At 71.5% G+C, this 13759-nt stretch carries 16 protein-coding genes and 3 pseudogenes; 13 read left to right on the top strand and 6 right to left on the bottom strand.

The genetic code is table 11. The annotated features are described in order from the left end of the window. The first annotated feature begins 120 nt into the window (after positions 1-120). The 3 genes from F0344_RS15840 to F0344_RS15830 all read left to right on the top strand — a co-directional run bounded on the left by F0344_RS15840 (position 121) and on the right by F0344_RS15830 (position 1666). The gene (locus F0344_RS15840; RefSeq protein WP_185299419.1) at positions 121-966 is read left to right on the top strand and encodes a sulfurtransferase; all 846 of its coding nucleotides are present in this window, start codon (positions 121-123) and stop codon (positions 964-966) included. Positions 967-1017: 51 nt separating this feature from the next. Then, complete coding sequence (locus F0344_RS15835) at positions 1018-1305, top strand: DUF1416 domain-containing protein (protein WP_185299418.1); 288 nt, start codon at positions 1018-1020, stop codon at positions 1303-1305. A 100-nt stretch (positions 1306-1405) separates the two neighbouring features. After that, positions 1406-1666: a DUF3099 domain-containing protein gene (locus tag F0344_RS15830; RefSeq protein ID WP_185299417.1), complete on the top strand. Its 261-nt coding sequence runs from the start codon at positions 1406-1408 to the stop codon at positions 1664-1666. Positions 1667-1679: 13 nt separating this feature from the next. Here the strand turns inward: F0344_RS15830 and F0344_RS15825 are convergent, their stop codons facing one another. After that, entirely contained in the window at positions 1680-2042 is a 363-nt protein-coding gene (locus F0344_RS15825) for a DsrE family protein (RefSeq protein ID WP_185299416.1), read from the bottom strand. Between the two features lie 229 nt (positions 2043-2271). On the opposite strand from F0344_RS15825, the gene F0344_RS15820 reads away from it, so the two are divergent. The 6 genes from F0344_RS15820 (at position 2272) to ygfZ (ending at position 7283) form a co-directional block, all read left to right on the top strand. Then, positions 2272-3036, top strand: a complete 765-nt coding sequence (locus F0344_RS15820) for a hypothetical protein (RefSeq protein ID WP_185299415.1) — start codon at positions 2272-2274, stop codon at positions 3034-3036. Then, positions 3033-3854 carry a hypothetical protein gene (locus F0344_RS15815; RefSeq protein WP_185299414.1) on the top strand — a complete coding sequence of 274 codons (822 nt, stop codon included), beginning with the start codon at positions 3033-3035 and terminating at the stop codon, positions 3852-3854. Before F0344_RS15820 ends, F0344_RS15815 begins: the two co-directional genes overlap by 4 nt. Continuing rightward, positions 3851-4714, top strand: coding sequence for a hypothetical protein (locus tag F0344_RS15810; RefSeq protein WP_185299413.1), 864 nt, complete (start codon positions 3851-3853; stop codon positions 4712-4714). The genes F0344_RS15815 and F0344_RS15810 overlap by 4 nt, the downstream gene beginning before the upstream one ends. A 409-nt stretch (positions 4715-5123) precedes the next feature. After that, a complete protein-coding gene (locus tag F0344_RS15805) occupies positions 5124-5696 on the top strand; it encodes an FABP family protein (protein ID WP_185299412.1) in 573 nt (190 codons plus the stop codon). Between the two features lie 66 nt (positions 5697-5762). After that, positions 5763-6212: a Fur family transcriptional regulator gene (locus F0344_RS15800; protein WP_185299411.1), complete on the top strand. Its 450-nt coding sequence runs from the start codon at positions 5763-5765 to the stop codon at positions 6210-6212. A gap of 105 nt (positions 6213-6317) precedes the next feature. Next, positions 6318-7283, top strand: coding sequence for a CAF17-like 4Fe-4S cluster assembly/insertion protein YgfZ (ygfZ, locus tag F0344_RS15795; protein ID WP_185299410.1), 966 nt, complete (start codon positions 6318-6320; stop codon positions 7281-7283). A gap of 32 nt (positions 7284-7315) precedes the next feature. Here ygfZ and dtd read toward each other — a convergent pair whose 3' ends face one another. Then, positions 7316-7765: a D-aminoacyl-tRNA deacylase gene (gene dtd / locus F0344_RS15790; RefSeq protein WP_185299409.1), complete on the bottom strand. Its 450-nt coding sequence runs from the start codon at positions 7763-7765 to the stop codon at positions 7316-7318. A gap of 115 nt (positions 7766-7880) precedes the next feature. On the opposite strand from dtd, the gene F0344_RS15785 reads away from it, so the two are divergent. The 3 genes from F0344_RS15785 (at position 7881) to F0344_RS15775 (ending at position 11024) form a co-directional block, all read left to right on the top strand. Then, a complete protein-coding gene (locus F0344_RS15785; protein WP_185299408.1) occupies positions 7881-8618 on the top strand; it encodes an RsiG family protein in 738 nt (245 codons plus the stop codon). A gap of 48 nt (positions 8619-8666) precedes the next feature. Continuing rightward, positions 8667-9644: an asparaginase gene (locus F0344_RS15780; protein WP_185299407.1), complete on the top strand. Its 978-nt coding sequence runs from the start codon at positions 8667-8669 to the stop codon at positions 9642-9644. Between the two features lie 129 nt (positions 9645-9773). Further along, positions 9774-11024 (top strand): GNAT family N-acetyltransferase, encoded by a 1251-nt coding sequence (locus F0344_RS15775; RefSeq protein WP_185299406.1) that lies wholly within the window; start codon positions 9774-9776, stop codon positions 11022-11024. An 18-nt stretch (positions 11025-11042) separates the two neighbouring features. Here F0344_RS15775 and F0344_RS35775 read toward each other — a convergent pair. Both F0344_RS35775 and F0344_RS36825 read right to left on the bottom strand, forming a co-directional pair. Further along, positions 11043-11252 (bottom strand): annotated as a pseudogene (locus tag F0344_RS35775) (ABC transporter permease); the annotation flags it as partial. 59 nt (positions 11253-11311) lie between these two features. Next, a pseudogene (locus F0344_RS36825) lies at positions 11312-11638 on the bottom strand (alcohol dehydrogenase catalytic domain-containing protein); the annotation flags it as partial. Positions 11639-11742: 104 nt separating this feature from the next. On the opposite strand from F0344_RS36825, the gene F0344_RS15765 reads away from it, so the two are divergent. Next, positions 11743-12384, top strand: a complete 642-nt coding sequence (locus F0344_RS15765) for a TetR family transcriptional regulator (RefSeq protein WP_185299404.1) — start codon at positions 11743-11745, stop codon at positions 12382-12384. A gap of 37 nt (positions 12385-12421) precedes the next feature. Here the strand turns inward: F0344_RS15765 and F0344_RS15760 are convergent, their stop codons facing one another. Then, entirely contained in the window at positions 12422-13015 is a 594-nt protein-coding gene (locus F0344_RS15760; protein WP_374940153.1) for an HAD-IA family hydrolase, read from the bottom strand. 48 nt (positions 13016-13063) lie between these two features. After that, positions 13064-13683 (bottom strand): annotated as a pseudogene (locus tag F0344_RS36820) (HAD family hydrolase); the annotation flags it as partial. Positions 13684-13759: the final 76 nt, after the last annotated feature.

Here is a 13759-nt window from a genome sequence, read left to right as displayed (position 1 = left end):
CCGGGCCCTTCGACCTTGTCAGGGCCCGCCCCGTGCCTTCGTACACGCACCGCCGTGCATCCACGTGTACAGCCCGCACTTCGCACCACCCCGCCGCAGACTGCCCCGGAGGAGAAACACATGAGCCGCGCTGACGTACTGGTAGACGCCGACTGGGTCGAGGCCCACATCGACGACCCGAAGGTCGCCATCGTCGAGGTCGACGAGGACACCTCGGCGTACGAGAAGAACCACATCAGGAACGCGATCCGGATCGACTGGACCAAGGACCTCCAGGACCCGGTACGCCGTGACTTCGTCGACCAGGCCGGCTTCGAGAAGCTCCTGTCCGACAAAGGCATCGGCAACGACACCACGGTCGTCCTCTACGGCGGCAACAACAACTGGTTCGCGTCCTACGCCTTCTGGTACTTCAAGCTCTACGGCCACCAGGACGTCAAGCTCCTCGACGGCGGCCGCAAGAAGTGGGAGCTCGACTCCCGCGACCTCGTCGACGGCGGGCAGATCCCGTCCCGCCCGGCCACCGCGTACAAGGCCCAGCCCCAGGACGAGTCGATCCGCGCCCACCGCGACGACGTCGTGAAGGCGATCGGCAGCCTGAACCTGGTCGACGTGCGGTCGCCCGACGAGTTCAGCGGCAAGCTGCTCGCCCCGGCGCACCTCCCGCAGGAGCAGTCGCAGCGCCCCGGCCACGTGCCGAGCGCCCGCAACATCCCGTGGTCGAAGAACGCCAACGACGACGGCACCTTCAAGTCGGACGAGCAGCTCAAGGCCCTCTACGAGGACGAGCAGGTCGACCTGTCGAAGGACACCATCGCCTACTGCCGCATCGGTGAGCGTTCCGCGCTCACCTGGTTCGTGCTGCACGAGCTCCTCGGCCAGGAGAACGTCAAGAACTACGACGGCTCGTGGACCGAGTACGGCTCCCTCGTGGGCGTGCCGATCGAGCTCGGCGCCAACAAGTAGGTCTGCGGACCACCGACCAGCACGACACCCGACCCAGAAGGACAGAACATCATGTGTGGAGCACAGGCCGGCGGCCCCGACGCCTCGACGATCAAGCCCGGTGAGACCACCATCCAGGGCAGCGTGACCCGTGACGGCGAGCCCGTCACCGGCTACGTCCGTCTGCTGGACTCGACCGGCGAGTTCACCGCCGAGGTCCCGACCTCGGCGACCGGACAGTTCCGCTTCTACGCCGCCGAGGGCACCTGGACGCTCCGCGCCCTCGTGCCGGGCGGCAGCGCGGACCGCACGGTCGTCGCGCAGACCGGAGGCCTCGTCGAGGTCGCCATCGCTGTGTGATCCGTAGCGCATGACCGGCCGGAGGGCCGCACCCCAGGGGGTTGGACGCCACCTGAGCAGGGGTGCGGCCCTTCGCGCCGTCCGGTCCTACGCTGGAGGTATGTACGCACGACGCCGCCGTGCCTATTTCCTGCTGATGGGCGGATGCCTGGTCCTCTTCGTCTCCGCCTGGGCCGTCGTACGCCTCTGGTCGGTCCCGGTGGCCGTCGGGATGTGCGTCGTGGCGATGGTCATCCCGCCGGTCGCGGCGGTGATCGCCAACCGGCGGGGTCCGGAGGACCGCTGGTGGGACGACCCGTCCGGTGACCCCGGGTCCGACGAGTGGTGGGACGAGCTGGACGGCAGGAAGCGCCGCCCGTAGGGGTGTGGGGGCCTCAGTACACGAGGGCCTGGACGCCGTCCGCCATGATCTCCTGCACGAAGACCTGCGCGCCCGCGATCCGTACGCCGTCCAGGACGTCCTTCTCGGTGATGCCGCGCCGCGCCGCACACTGCGTGCACAGGGTGATCAGACCGCCCGCGCGGACGGCCTCGACCAGGTCGGCCAGTGGGGCGGAGTGCGGCAGCTCGAACTCGGCGGCACGGCCCGGCAGGGCGAACCACGCGGACTCGCCGGTCAGCCAGAGCGAGACCTCCACGCCACTGGCGACGGCGACGGCCGCCACGGTGAACGCCTGTGAGCAGCGCTCGGGGGAATCGGCCCCGGCCGTCACCTTGATCACGAGCTTCTTCGACATATGCCGAACTGTAATAGGCGGCCGTGCAACCTCCCCGGGTACCCGAGGGTCAGTTGTGTGCGCAGGTAACGGAACCTGCGCCTCAGGTCTCGTGGGGGGACCCCTTTTGGAACTGAACGACACCATTTCCGACGCGCGGGCCGGGCAGGCCACGCAGGCGGCCACGCCCGAAGCGCCGCCCGAAGCACGGTCTGAAGCGCCGCCTGCAGCGTCACCCGAGCCGCCGGCGGTGTCCACCGCCGGTCCCGATCCGGCCGCGCCGCCGCGTCGGTGCCCGCGAGGCCGTACGTCCCTGCTGATCGCCGCCGCCGCGCTGCTCGGTGTCGCGGGCGGTACGGCCGCCGGCTACGGCATCCAGGCCGAGCGCGCGCCGACGCCGCTGGCCGCGCTCTCGCAGCCCGGCCTCGCGTACCCGGCGAAGCCGCTCCCCGCTGACCGGGTCCCGGACCCGCTGCCCGCCTCGCAGGACCGTCAGGCCGCGACCGGCGGCGATCTGCGCAAGCTGCTGCTCGCCGAGCCCAAGGGCTGGGACACGTCCGACGACCCGTCGCTCCTGGATGGCTGGGTGGGCCTGGGCGGCTACGCCGTGCAGTTCAAGGACGAGGGGTACATGTACGAGGAGCTCATCTCGATGGACCTGCGCCGGGTCGCGGGTGCGAGCTGGGAGCGCGGTCAGCGAGAGGTCCACATCCGGCTCGTCCAGTTCCGCAGCGGTACGGAGCTCGGAGCCGTCGATCACGCCGAGAGCCAGCTGTCCTACATGGACGACAGCGAGGCCGGTGCGGGCAACGCGGGACACGCGATCAAGGGGGCCGGCATCGGCCGCTACTACCTCTACCCGGTCAAGAACGAGCCGGGCTATCTGCCTCAGTACCAAGCTCGCGCCGTCGCCCAGCGGGGCGACGTGATGATGGAGATCAACATCTTCGACACCAAGTCGATCGCCAAGACGGACATCCGCACGCTGGCCGAGCGACAGCTGGGGCGCCTGTGAACGACGACGCCACACCTGCCACGGCCGTGACACCCGATCCGGTGGTCCCGCCCACCCCGGCCGCCGCTCCCGACCGGCCCGGAAGGGCCCGACGGGTGATCCTCGGGGGCCTGCCCTTCGTCCTGGTGCTCGGTGCGGTCGGCGGCGCCGCCGCGTACACGAAGTCCACCGTGGACGGGGCCGACAGGACCGTCACCACCGCTGTCTGGCAGAAGCCGGACCGTGAGCCGGCCAAGGACCCGGCGGGCGCCCCGCCCCGGGGCCGCGCCGTCACCGAGCTGAGCAAGCTGCTGCTGCCCGTCCCCTCCGGCTACCGGCTCGGCCCCGACCTGGGCGCCGACGGCAACGACAGCGAGACGAGCGGCCGGAAGGCCGCGGCGGCGATGAAGGAGTCCGGCCGCGGACTCGCGGGCAGACAGCGCCGCGAGCTGGAGAAGCGGATCGACCGCTACGACCTGCACGGCCTCGCCCGGCGTTCGTACGTCGCCGACACCGACGACCTCGTCGTGGAGACGCAGATCGTGAAGATGAAGGACCGCAAGGCCGTCCGCGACATGTACACCTTCAGGAACGGGCTGATGGACACCGTCGGCGTCTTCCGCGACGGTCCGAAGATCAAGGGTCACAAGCACGCCACGTGCTTCCGGTTGCCCAAGGACAGCAAGACCGAAATCGACGGTATGCACTGCGCGGCCTATGACGGCGGGGTGTTCGTGACCCTCTCGGCGTCGGGCAGCAAGCCGTTCGACGCGAGTGCCGTCGCCGAGCTGCTCAAGGACCAGCTGGACCACATCGCGTCCCCCGGGGAGTACATATGACCGAGCCGACCGAACAGCCGGCCGTGGTCGATCAGCCGGCCGTGACCGCCGAGCCGGCCCCGGCCGCGTCGCCCGTGCCCGAAGCGCCCGCTACCCTCCGCCCGCCCCGCCGGGTGCTGCGCGCCGTCGCCCGCTGGACCGCCGCCGTGCTGGTCTGCGGCGGCCTCGGCACCGGGACGTCGTACGGGATCGCGTCCATGGAGCGCACCGACGTCCCCGGTCTCGCGACCGAGGGCGACGGCCGCTGGGCGTACCCCGAGCTGGCCCTGCCCGCGCTGCCGTCCGGGGCGCCGAGGCCCCTCTCGTACGGAAACGTCGCCGGAGTGCACCACGCCGACCTGCGGGAACTGCTGCTACCCGTCCCGGACGGAGCCACGCCGGACAAGAAGCTGACCGGCGGCTGGGTGACACCCGCGCAGTACGCGTCCGAGTACCGGGCGGAGAAGCGCGCCGAACTCACCGGCATGCTCCGCGACTCCACGCTGCGGCACATCGCGGCGCGCGGCTGGACGATGCCGGACGGCACCGAGTCCCGGATCTATCTGCTCCGGTTCAACTCGACCGCGTACGCCGAAGCCTTCCGCGACGACCTCTACGTCGGCGCGACCGCGGGACTGCCGCTCGCCAAGGCGCCGGACACGGACTTCGACGAGAGCTGGAAGAGCTCGGGCCGGGTGCACGACACCGTGTCGTACGTGTTCGAGGAGAAGAAGCCGTTCGGCAAGGAGCACGTGCGTCAGGCGTACACCGTCGCCGGAGACACCGTCGCCCTGATCGTGCACTCCAGGGACGGCGAAGCGGCCTCGGAACGGATTCCGTTCCATCAGTCGGTGATCCTGCAGAACCAGCTGCTCGGCTAGGTCCTGTCTGGAGTTCCCCCGCGGCGTCGCGGCGTCCGGCACCGCCGCCTCCGGCGTTGTCGTCAGTCGCGAGGGCTCCGCCATCGCTCCCTCCTCCGCCTTGGATTCGACGGCACCGGACGCCGCTCCTTCTCCCGCGCTGGAACTCCAGACAGGACCTAGCGCCCGGCCGAGGACCTGGACGAGAGGACCGGGCCCCAACCCATTAGGCTGGGGCCCGGCCCCGTACTGCGGCCATATCGTTCGTTCCGAGGAGCTCCCGTGCTTGAGGCATTCTTCTCCGCCCTGCTGATCCTGGTGTGCGTAGGCGTGCTCGCCTTCGCCGGTCTGACCGTGAAGAAGCTCTACCAGGGCCAGCGCTGAACCTCGCCGAACTCCGCCTCTCCCTCACAGATGGTCTGAGCCGCACATGATCGAGATTCCGTCCGACCTCCATCCGGACCTGGTCCCGCTGGTCTTCCTCCTCGGCAACTGGACGGGCGCCGGCGTGTCCGACTTCCCCGGCGCCGAGAAGTGCAACTTCGGCCAGGAAGTCTCCTTCACCCACGACGGCCGGGACTTCCTGGCGTACGTCTCGCACTCCTGGGTGCTCGACGACGAGGGCAACAAGGTCCGTCCGCTGGAGACCGAGACCGGCTACTGGCGTGTCGACAAGGACCGCAAGGTCGAGGTCGTCATGGTCCGTGACCAGGGCATCGTCGAGATCTGGTACGGCGAGCTCGCCGCCAAGAAGCCGCAGATCGACCTGGTCACCGACGCGGTGGCCCGTACCGCGGCCTCCGGCCCGTACAGCGGTGGCAAGCGGCTCTACGGCTATGTGAAAAGTGACCTGATGTGGGTCGGCGAGAAGGCCACTCCCGACGTCGAGCTGCGCCCCTACATGTCGGCGCACCTGAAGAAGGTCGTCACGCCGGAGGAGGTCGCCGCCATGGCGAAGAGCCTCGGTGACCTGCCGGACGACGGCATCGCCTTCTTCAAGTAGGCGTTCCCGGTCTTCCGGCAGGCGCGGAACCTGGGGCCGGTGCTCGCCGCCACCTACACTGGGTCCGTGGTGAGCACCGACTGGAAGACCGATCTTCGGCAGCGTGGCTACCGGCTGACGCCGCAGCGTCAGCTTGTCCTGGAGGCGGTCGACGCACTGGAGCACGCGACGCCCGACGACATTCTGTCCGAGGTGCGCAGGACGGCGTCCGGAGTGAACATCTCCACCGTCTACCGAACCCTGGAGCTCCTGGAGGAGCTCGGCCTGGTCAGCCACGCCCATCTGGGCCACGGCGCACCGACGTACCACCTGGCGGACCGCCACCACCACATCCACCTGGTCTGCCGGGACTGTACGCATGTCATCGAGGCCGACGTCGGTGTGGTCGACGAGTTCACCGCCAAGCTCCGGCGCGACTTCGGCTTCGAGACGGACATGAAGCACTTCGCGATCTTCGGCCGCTGCGCGGACTGTGCGGCGAAGGCCGCGGAGCAGCCGGAACCGTCCGGGAACTGAGCACGCAGGGGGCCTGTCGGGGGCCTGCCGGGGGCCATCGACGGACTCCCGAGGGCCGGTCGGGGGCCCGATCGGCCGTTTGCCCCCGGGTCGTAGGCTGGGCACATGAAGAGCCCCTTGCTGTCCCTGCCCGGCGCCGTCCCCGCAGACGGCCGCGACGAAGGTGTCGCCGGGCATTACGGTGACCTGTTCCGCGAGCAACGCGCCCTCGCCGACGGCACCGGCTTCGTGGACCTGTCCCACCGCGGAATCGTCACGGTCACCGGGGACGACCGGCTGGCCTGGCTGCACCTCCTGCTCACGCAGCACGTCAGCGATCTCGCGCCCGGTCAGGCCACCGAGGCCCTGATCCTCTCCGCGAACGGGCACATCGAGCACGCCGTCTACCTCGTCGACGACGGCGACACCGTGTGGATGCACGTCGAACCGGATACGCAGGGCGAGCTCATCGCCTATCTGGAGTCGATGAAGTTCTTCTACCGGGTCGAGGTCAGTGACCGCACCGGCAGCTTCGCCGTCGTGCACCTGCCGGCCGGCTCCATCGCCGAGGTCCCCGAGGGCGTGGCCGTACGGGAGACGCCGCACGGCCGGGACCTGTTCCTGCCCCGCGACGACCTGGAGGCGTACGCCGCGGCGCACGGCCCGGCGGCCGGCATCCTCGCGTACGAGGCGCTGCGCATCGAGACCCACCGGCCACGCGTCGGCTTCGAGACCGACCACCGCACCATCCCGCACGAGCTGGGCTGGATCGGCACCGCCGTGCACCTGCAGAAGGGCTGCTACCGCGGCCAGGAGACGGTCGCGCGCGTCCACAACCTGGGGAAGCCGCCGCGTCGGCTGGTCTTCCTGCACCTGGACGGCAGCGAGGTCCTGCTGCCCGGTCACGGCACGCCCGTGCGGCTGGCGGCGGACGGTCCCGAGGGACGTCAGCTCGGCTTCGTCACCTCGTCCGGCCGTCACCACGAGCTGGGTCCCATCGCCCTGGCCCTGGTGAAGCGGAACGTGGCCGTGGACGCGGAACTGATGGCCGGGGACACGGCGGCGGCGCAGGAGACGGTCGTCGAGCCGTAGGTCCCCCTACGCGGCGGTGTCCACCGCCGCTGCTACACCTCGATCAGTACGGTGAACGGGCCGTGGTTCGTGAGCGAGACGCGCATGTCCGCTCCGAACCGGCCCGTCTCCACCTGCGCGCCGAGCGCCCGCAGCCGCGCCACCACCTCGTCTACCAGTGGCTCGGCGATCTCCCCCGGTGCGGCGGCGTTCCAGGTGGGCCTGCGGCCCTTCCTCGCGTCCCCGTAGAGGGTGAACTGCGAGATGACCAAAAGCGGTGCATTCACATCGGAGCAGGACTTCTCGCCGTCCAGAATGCGTACACTCCACAGCTTCCGGGCGAGTTGTGCCGCCTTCTCCGAAGTATCCCCATGAGTCACCCCCACCAGTACACACAGGCCCTCGCCGACGATCTCGCCGACCACCGCGGTCCCCGAAGGGCCGTCCGTGGCCCCGGCCACGGTGACGGACGCGCCGTCCACTCTCTGCACCACTGCACGCATACAGACCAACCTATCTTGGGCTGAACGGGTACAGAGCACCTGCGTGGGAAGCGTGTGGGGTGGCACCATGCATATGCCGGTGTTGCCGACGCACCGGCCGAGGGGACGGAACAGGATGAGTACATATGGAGCCGGGCAGTCACCCGGTGCCGTACCGACGACCCGTACCGGCATCATGCGGCCACCCGTACAGCGGACCGGAGTCGCACAGGCTCCGGGGCAACCGGGGCAAGCGGGACAGCCCGGGCAGCAGGGTGCGGGCCATGGGGCGGGCCAGGCGACCGCGGCCCTGCCGGTGTCCGTGCCCGAGCAGTCCGTCGTACCCGAACACTCCGTGGTTCCCGGCGTGGGGAAGGCGCTGTCCGGGGTGCGCGCCCAGCCGGAGTTCCGCGGCCTGCGCCTGCCGGAGCTGCGCACGCTCCGCAAGGAGGCGCAGCGCGACGAGGCCGACCTCAGTTACGTGCGCCGGCTCGTCCAGGGCCGCATCGACATCCTCAGGGCCGAGCTGGCCCGCCGCCTGGATCCGGAGACCCCGGTGGTGGACCGGCTCTCGGAGATCCTCACCGACACCCCTTCGCTGCACCGGTCCTCCGCCCGCCACGTCACCCTCACCACGCCGCGCAGCGACGAGTACCGGCAGCTGGCCGCGGAGACGCTCGCCGACGTGGAGCTGTCCGACCTGGAGGCCCGGACGGACGACGAGCTGCACACCGCGATGGGGCGGCTCGTCCGCTACGAGCAGCAGGTGTCCCGGCGGCGTCACCGCCTCCAGCGCACGGCCGACGATTGCGGCGCGGAGATCGCGCGCAGGTACCGTGACGGGGAAGCACAAGTAGCCGACCTGCTCGCCTGAGGCGATCCTTCCGGGGCAGGTCCTCCCGTCCGTCCCCGGAAGGCCACCATGACCTCCAGCGCCGCCCCCTCGCCCGACACAGCCCCCGCCCGGCCGGTCCTGGCCGAGGTCGTACGGTCGGGTTTCGTCGAGGGCCTCCACCGGGGCTCGCTGGTCGTACTGGCCGCCGACGGCAGTGTGGAGTACACGCTGGGGGACCCGGCCGCGCCTGTCTTCCCGCGCTCCTCGAACAAGCCGATGCAGGCCGCCGCGATCCTGCGGGCCGGGCTGGACCTCGGCGGGGAGCGGCTGGCGCTGACCGCGGCCAGCCACTCGGGGGAGGGTTTCCACCTCGATCTCGTACGCAAGATGCTCGCCGAGTACGGGCTGACGCCCGACGATCTCCAGACCCCGCCGGACCTGCCGCTGGACGCGGTCGAGGCCGAGTCGTACCTCGCCTCCGGGCGGGTCAGGGAGCGGCTCACGATGAACTGTTCCGGCAAGCACACGGCGATGCTCGCGGTCTGCGTGCGGAACGGCTGGGACACGGCGAGCTATCTCGACCCGGCGCACCCGCTCCAGCGGCTGGTGCACCAGGTGATCGAGGAGGCGGCGGGCGAGCCGGTCGCCTCGGTCGGTACGGACGGCTGCGGGGCCCCGCTGATGGCGATCGGCCTGGTGGGCCTGGCGCGTGCGTTCCGGTCGTTCGTCCTCGCGGAGCCGGGCACCGCGGAGCGACGGGTCGCGGACGCGATGCGCGCCCACCCCGAGTACGTGGCGGGGACGCGGCGCCCCGACACCTGGCTGATGCGGGAGGTGCCGGGCACGTTGTCGAAGATGGGCGCGGAGGCGGTGCAGGCGGTGGCTCTCGCGGACGGCAGGGCGCTCGCCTTCAAGATCGACGACGGTGCCACGCGCGCGCTGGGTCCGGTGCTGGCCCGCGCGCTGGAGCTGCTGGGCATCGACGCCCCGGTGGTCTCCCGGATCGGCCGGGCGCCGCTGCTGGGCGGCAGTGCCGAGGTGGGCGGGATCCGCGCGGCGTTCTGAGGGGCGCGGCGGACCGGCCGAAGCCTTGTCGGCCGGGCCCCGAGGGACGCGGCGTCCTCCGGGATCGGACGCGGCGTCCTGCCGGAAACGCACGCGACATCTCGCCGGACCTGTGGTTAGCGTGGCCGTATGAACCTTGATCTCCGCACCGTTTCCGCGTCCGGCTACCCCGAGTGGCTGCGGGCCGTGGGAACCGGCTTCCTGCGCTCGGCGGCGCCGGCGGAGGACGAGATCGCGGGCCGTCTGGCCCATACCGATCTGAGCCGTGTGCGGGGCGTCTTCGACGGTGCGCGCTGTGTGGCGACCTTCCGGTCGTTCGCCCAGGAGCTGACCGTCGTCGGCGGCGCCACCGTGCGGGCCGACGCGATCAGCGCGGTGACGGTGACACCCACGCATCGCCGCCGGGGACTGCTCGGCAGGATGATGGCGGCGGATCTGGCCGCGGCGAAGGAGCGGGGCGACGTGGTCGCCTCGCTGATCTCGGCGGAGTATCCGATCTACGGGCGGTACGGCTTCGGCCCGGCGACATGGACGACGGAGTGGGAGATCGACGTGACCCGCGCCGCTCTGGACCCGCGCCGGCCGGTGCCCCCGGCGGCGGACGGCGGCCGGATCGACCTGGTGGACGGCGCGGAGGTGCGCAAGCTGGGCCCCGCGCTCCACGACCGACTGGCGGCCCGCGTCCCCGGGGTGATCAGCCGCGACCGACGCTGGTGGGAGCTCAACACGGGCGTCGGCGTGCCGGCGTCCGACGGGTGGACGGACCCGTTCTACGCGCTCTACCGCTCGGCGGACGGCGAGGTCGACGGGCTGGCCGTGTACCGGGCGGACGACAACTGGGGCGACGCGAAGCAGCCGCTGAACAAGGCGACGGTGAAGCACCTGATCGCGGCGAGCCCGGCGGCGGAGCGGGCGCTGTGGGAGTTCGTCTGCTCGATCGACTGGATCACCACGGTCCGCTCGGGCTACCGCGCCCCCGACGACCTGCTGCCCCTGCTCCTTCCCGACCCCCGCGCCGCGCGCATCGTGACGCAGGCGGACTGGCTGTGGCTGCGGATCCTGGACGTCCCCCGCGCGCTGGAGGCCCGCACCTACGCGACCGAAGCCACCCTCGTCCTGGACGTCCAGGACACGGCGGGCCTCACCGCGGGCCGCTTCCGCCTGGACGCCTCCCCGGCCGGCGCCTCCTGTGTGCCGACGACGGAGAGCGCCGATCTGACGCTGGACGTAAGGGAGTTGGGGACGACGTACCTGGGCGACGAATCCGTTCTCCGGCTGCGGGACCTCGGCCGGATCGAGGAGAACCGGGCGGGCGCGGCGGCCACCGCGGACGCGGCGTTCCGTACGGGCCGCCGTGCGTGGTGCCCGGACACGTTCTGAGCGTGCCGGACGGAGCGGTTACCGCGTCCGGACCTTGAACAGCGCGCCCGACAGGCACACGGCCACCAGCAGGATGCCGGCTGTCCAGGTCAGTGCGATCCACGGGGTGCTTCCCGCGGCCCCGCCCAGGAGAAGGGTGCGGAGCGATTCGATGCCCGGAGTGATCGGCTGGTGGTCGGCGAAGGGGTGGAGCCAGGCGGGCATCGAGTCGATCGGGACGAACGCGCTGTCACCCCGTCATGGACGAGAGCGGCGGCCTCGCGCAGCCCGAGCGCGTCCGGTACGGGTACGAGCAGTTCGGCGGCGACCACGGCCTGCTCGGCGTAGCCACCGGAGAAGCCCACCGAGGCGATCACCCGCCGTCCGGCCCAGGAGGCGTCCACCCCTTCGCCGGTGGTACGCACCGTGCCGGCGATGCCGCCACCCGGGACGTACGGCGCCCGGACCGGGAACACCTCACTGAAGTCGCCGGAGCGGATCTGGGTCTCCACGAAGATCGTGTCGACGTACGCCACATCGATCACTACCTCTCCCGCTGCCGCGACCGGGTCCGGCCGCTCCGCCGTGACCAGGACGTCCGGGCCGCCGAACTCCTGAGCCAGTGCCACTCGCATACGGATCACGCCTCTCCCGTGCCGGCGGCCGGTCGTTCCGGCGCCCTGGGGGCCACTCCGGGACATCAAGTCCACTTGAGGTCAAAGGCGTAGGCTAAGCAGTCATGAGTGGAGAGAAGTCCAGGTCCGGGGCGGCGGCGCACGCGCCGGTCGGTCTGCGTGAGCGCAAGAAACAACTCACCTATCAGGCGGTCTCCGACGCCGCGATCGCGATGTTCCTGGAACGGGGCTTCGACAAGGTCTCGGTGGCGGAGGTGGCGGCCGCCGCCGACATCTCCAAGCCCACACTGTTCCGGTACTTCCCGGCCAAGGAAGACCTCGTGCTGCACCGGTTCGCCGACCACGAGGACGAGGCCGCCCGGACCGTCGCGGGCCGCGCGGACGACGAAGCGCCGCTGGACGCGCTGCACCGTCACTTCCTCACCGGGCTGGCGGGCCGCGATCCGGTGACCGGCCTCTGCGACAACCCGGACGTCCTCGCCTTCCACCGCCTGCTGTACGGCACCCCCGCGCTGGTCGCCCGGATGTACGCCTACCAGGGCCGCTCGGAGGCGGCACTCGCCCGCGCCCTGGGCGGCGGGGTCGCGGCACGGCTCGCCGCGGGGCAGATCGTGGCCGTCCTGCGCATCCTGGCCGAGGAGAACTGGCGGCGGATCGACGCCGGGGAGAGCGCGGACCAGGTGTACCCGGGCGCGGTGGAGGCCGCGGAGCTGGCCTTTGCGCAGCTGAGGTCGGGTCTGGCCTAGGGGCGGGGGCGCTCGTGGCCCTCGCGCCCGGACGGTGTCACCCGGTGGGCAGTGCGCTCAACGGGCCGCTCAGGTCGGCGAGTCCGCGGTAGAGGACGCCCGTCATGCCCAGGGCGACGGCCGCGTCGACGTTCTCCTGGCGGTCGTCCACGAACAGGCACCGCTCCACCGGCACCCCCGCGCGGGCGGCCGCCGTCTCGTAGATGGCCCGGTCCGGCTTGGCGACACCCTCCCGCGCGCTGCTGACCACATGGTCGGCCAGGTCGTCGATGCCCAGCAGGGCGAGGTCCTCCTCCAGCTGGACGGACGCGTTGGTGACGAGGACCAGCGGCATCCGCTCCCGGGCCCGCCGCAACAGCGCCACCACCGCCTCGTCCGCCCGGAACGGCGCCGCGGCGAGCGCGCGCCCGAGCTCGCGGGCCTGCGGCTCGGTCACCCGGCCGGTGAGGCGGGCCGCGATGGTGGTGGCCCACTCGTCCGGGGTGATCCTGCCGAGGAGCAGGGGGAGATCGGTCTCGGGGGAGTAGCCGACGTCCATGGTCGTGCCCTCCGGGAGGCCGACGGCCCGTTCCAGATCGGCCAGGTGCGTCGTGTCGTAGAAGCGGATCACGTTGTCGAGGTCGCAGAGCACCGCGTCGAAGGAGCGGTCGGCCGGGGAGCCCGAGCCGGCCGCGGAGTCCTCCCTGGTCGCGAAGCCCACGATGTCGCGGGCCGCCTCGCGCAGGCCGGTGAAGTGCCGGTGCGCGCCTGCCGTGGCGAGCGGCGCGTTCACCGACCAGACCGTCATCCCGGCCCGCAGTCCGGCCAGGACGCCGGACGGGGCGTCCTCGACGACCAGGCAGTCCTCGGGCCTGGCGCCCAGCCGCTCGGCCGCCAGCAGATACGGCTCCGGGGACGGCTTGCCCTCCTCGACCGAGGCCGCGTCCACGACGACGTCAGGCATCGGCAGCCCCGGGAGAAGCGGCCGCGCACCCGGTGCGCGTAGTTGGACGTCACCAGGGCCCACGACCCGGCGGGCAGCGCGGCCAGCAGGTCCGCGGCACCCTCGAAGGCGGTGTGGTGGCCGGTCAGGACGTCCTCGTCCTCCAGCTCGTGCAGCAGCGCCAGGCAGGCGGTTGCCTCCAGGTCCGGCGCGACCTCGGCGAAGGTCTCCAAGGGCCGGGTGCGCAGGGCCGTCCGGTAGACCTCGTCCGGATCGAGCCCGTGGCGCTGCGCCCAAGTGCCCCAGACGCGCCGCTGGTTGGCGAGTGCGTCGACCAGGGTGCCGTCGACGTCGAAGAGCACGTGTTTCGGGGGCATGCCGGATGACCTCCTGCTTCGAACCGGAGCCGTCGAGTATGCACGGCCCCGGTCCGGTCGGTTCACTCGGGCGTCG

Source organism: Streptomyces finlayi (genome assembly GCF_014216315.1).
In the GTDB taxonomy this organism is placed as follows: domain Bacteria; phylum Actinomycetota; class Actinomycetes; order Streptomycetales; family Streptomycetaceae; genus Streptomyces; species Streptomyces finlayi_A.
This window is presented reverse-complemented; position numbering and strand designations above follow the sequence as displayed.

Bases quoted from the DNA above. Each gene is read 5' to 3' on its own strand.
- F0344_RS15775 (WP_185299406.1), top strand. From the start codon at position 9,774: ATGAACCTTGATCTCCGCACCGTTTCCGCGTCCGGCTACCCCGAGTGG.
- F0344_RS15835 (WP_185299418.1), top strand. From the start codon at position 1,018: ATGTGTGGAGCACAGGCCGGCGGCCCCGACGCCTCGACGATCAAGCCC.
- F0344_RS15840 (WP_185299419.1), top strand. From the start codon at position 121: ATGAGCCGCGCTGACGTACTGGTAGACGCCGACTGGGTCGAGGCCCAC.
- ygfZ (WP_185299410.1), top strand. From the start codon at position 6,318: ATGAAGAGCCCCTTGCTGTCCCTGCCCGGCGCCGTCCCCGCAGACGGC.
- F0344_RS15830 (WP_185299417.1), top strand. From the start codon at position 1,406: ATGTACGCACGACGCCGCCGTGCCTATTTCCTGCTGATGGGCGGATGC.
- dtd (WP_185299409.1), bottom strand. From the start codon at position 7,765: ATGCGTGCAGTGGTGCAGAGAGTGGACGGCGCGTCCGTCACCGTGGCC.
- F0344_RS15825 (WP_185299416.1), bottom strand. From the start codon at position 2,042: ATGTCGAAGAAGCTCGTGATCAAGGTGACGGCCGGGGCCGATTCCCCC.
- F0344_RS15810 (WP_185299413.1), top strand. From the start codon at position 3,851: ATGACCGAGCCGACCGAACAGCCGGCCGTGGTCGATCAGCCGGCCGTG.
- F0344_RS15780 (WP_185299407.1), top strand. From the start codon at position 8,667: ATGACCTCCAGCGCCGCCCCCTCGCCCGACACAGCCCCCGCCCGGCCG.
- F0344_RS15805 (WP_185299412.1), top strand. From the start codon at position 5,124: ATGATCGAGATTCCGTCCGACCTCCATCCGGACCTGGTCCCGCTGGTC.
- F0344_RS15765 (WP_185299404.1), top strand. From the start codon at position 11,743: ATGAGTGGAGAGAAGTCCAGGTCCGGGGCGGCGGCGCACGCGCCGGTC.
- F0344_RS15785 (WP_185299408.1), top strand. From the start codon at position 7,881: ATGAGTACATATGGAGCCGGGCAGTCACCCGGTGCCGTACCGACGACC.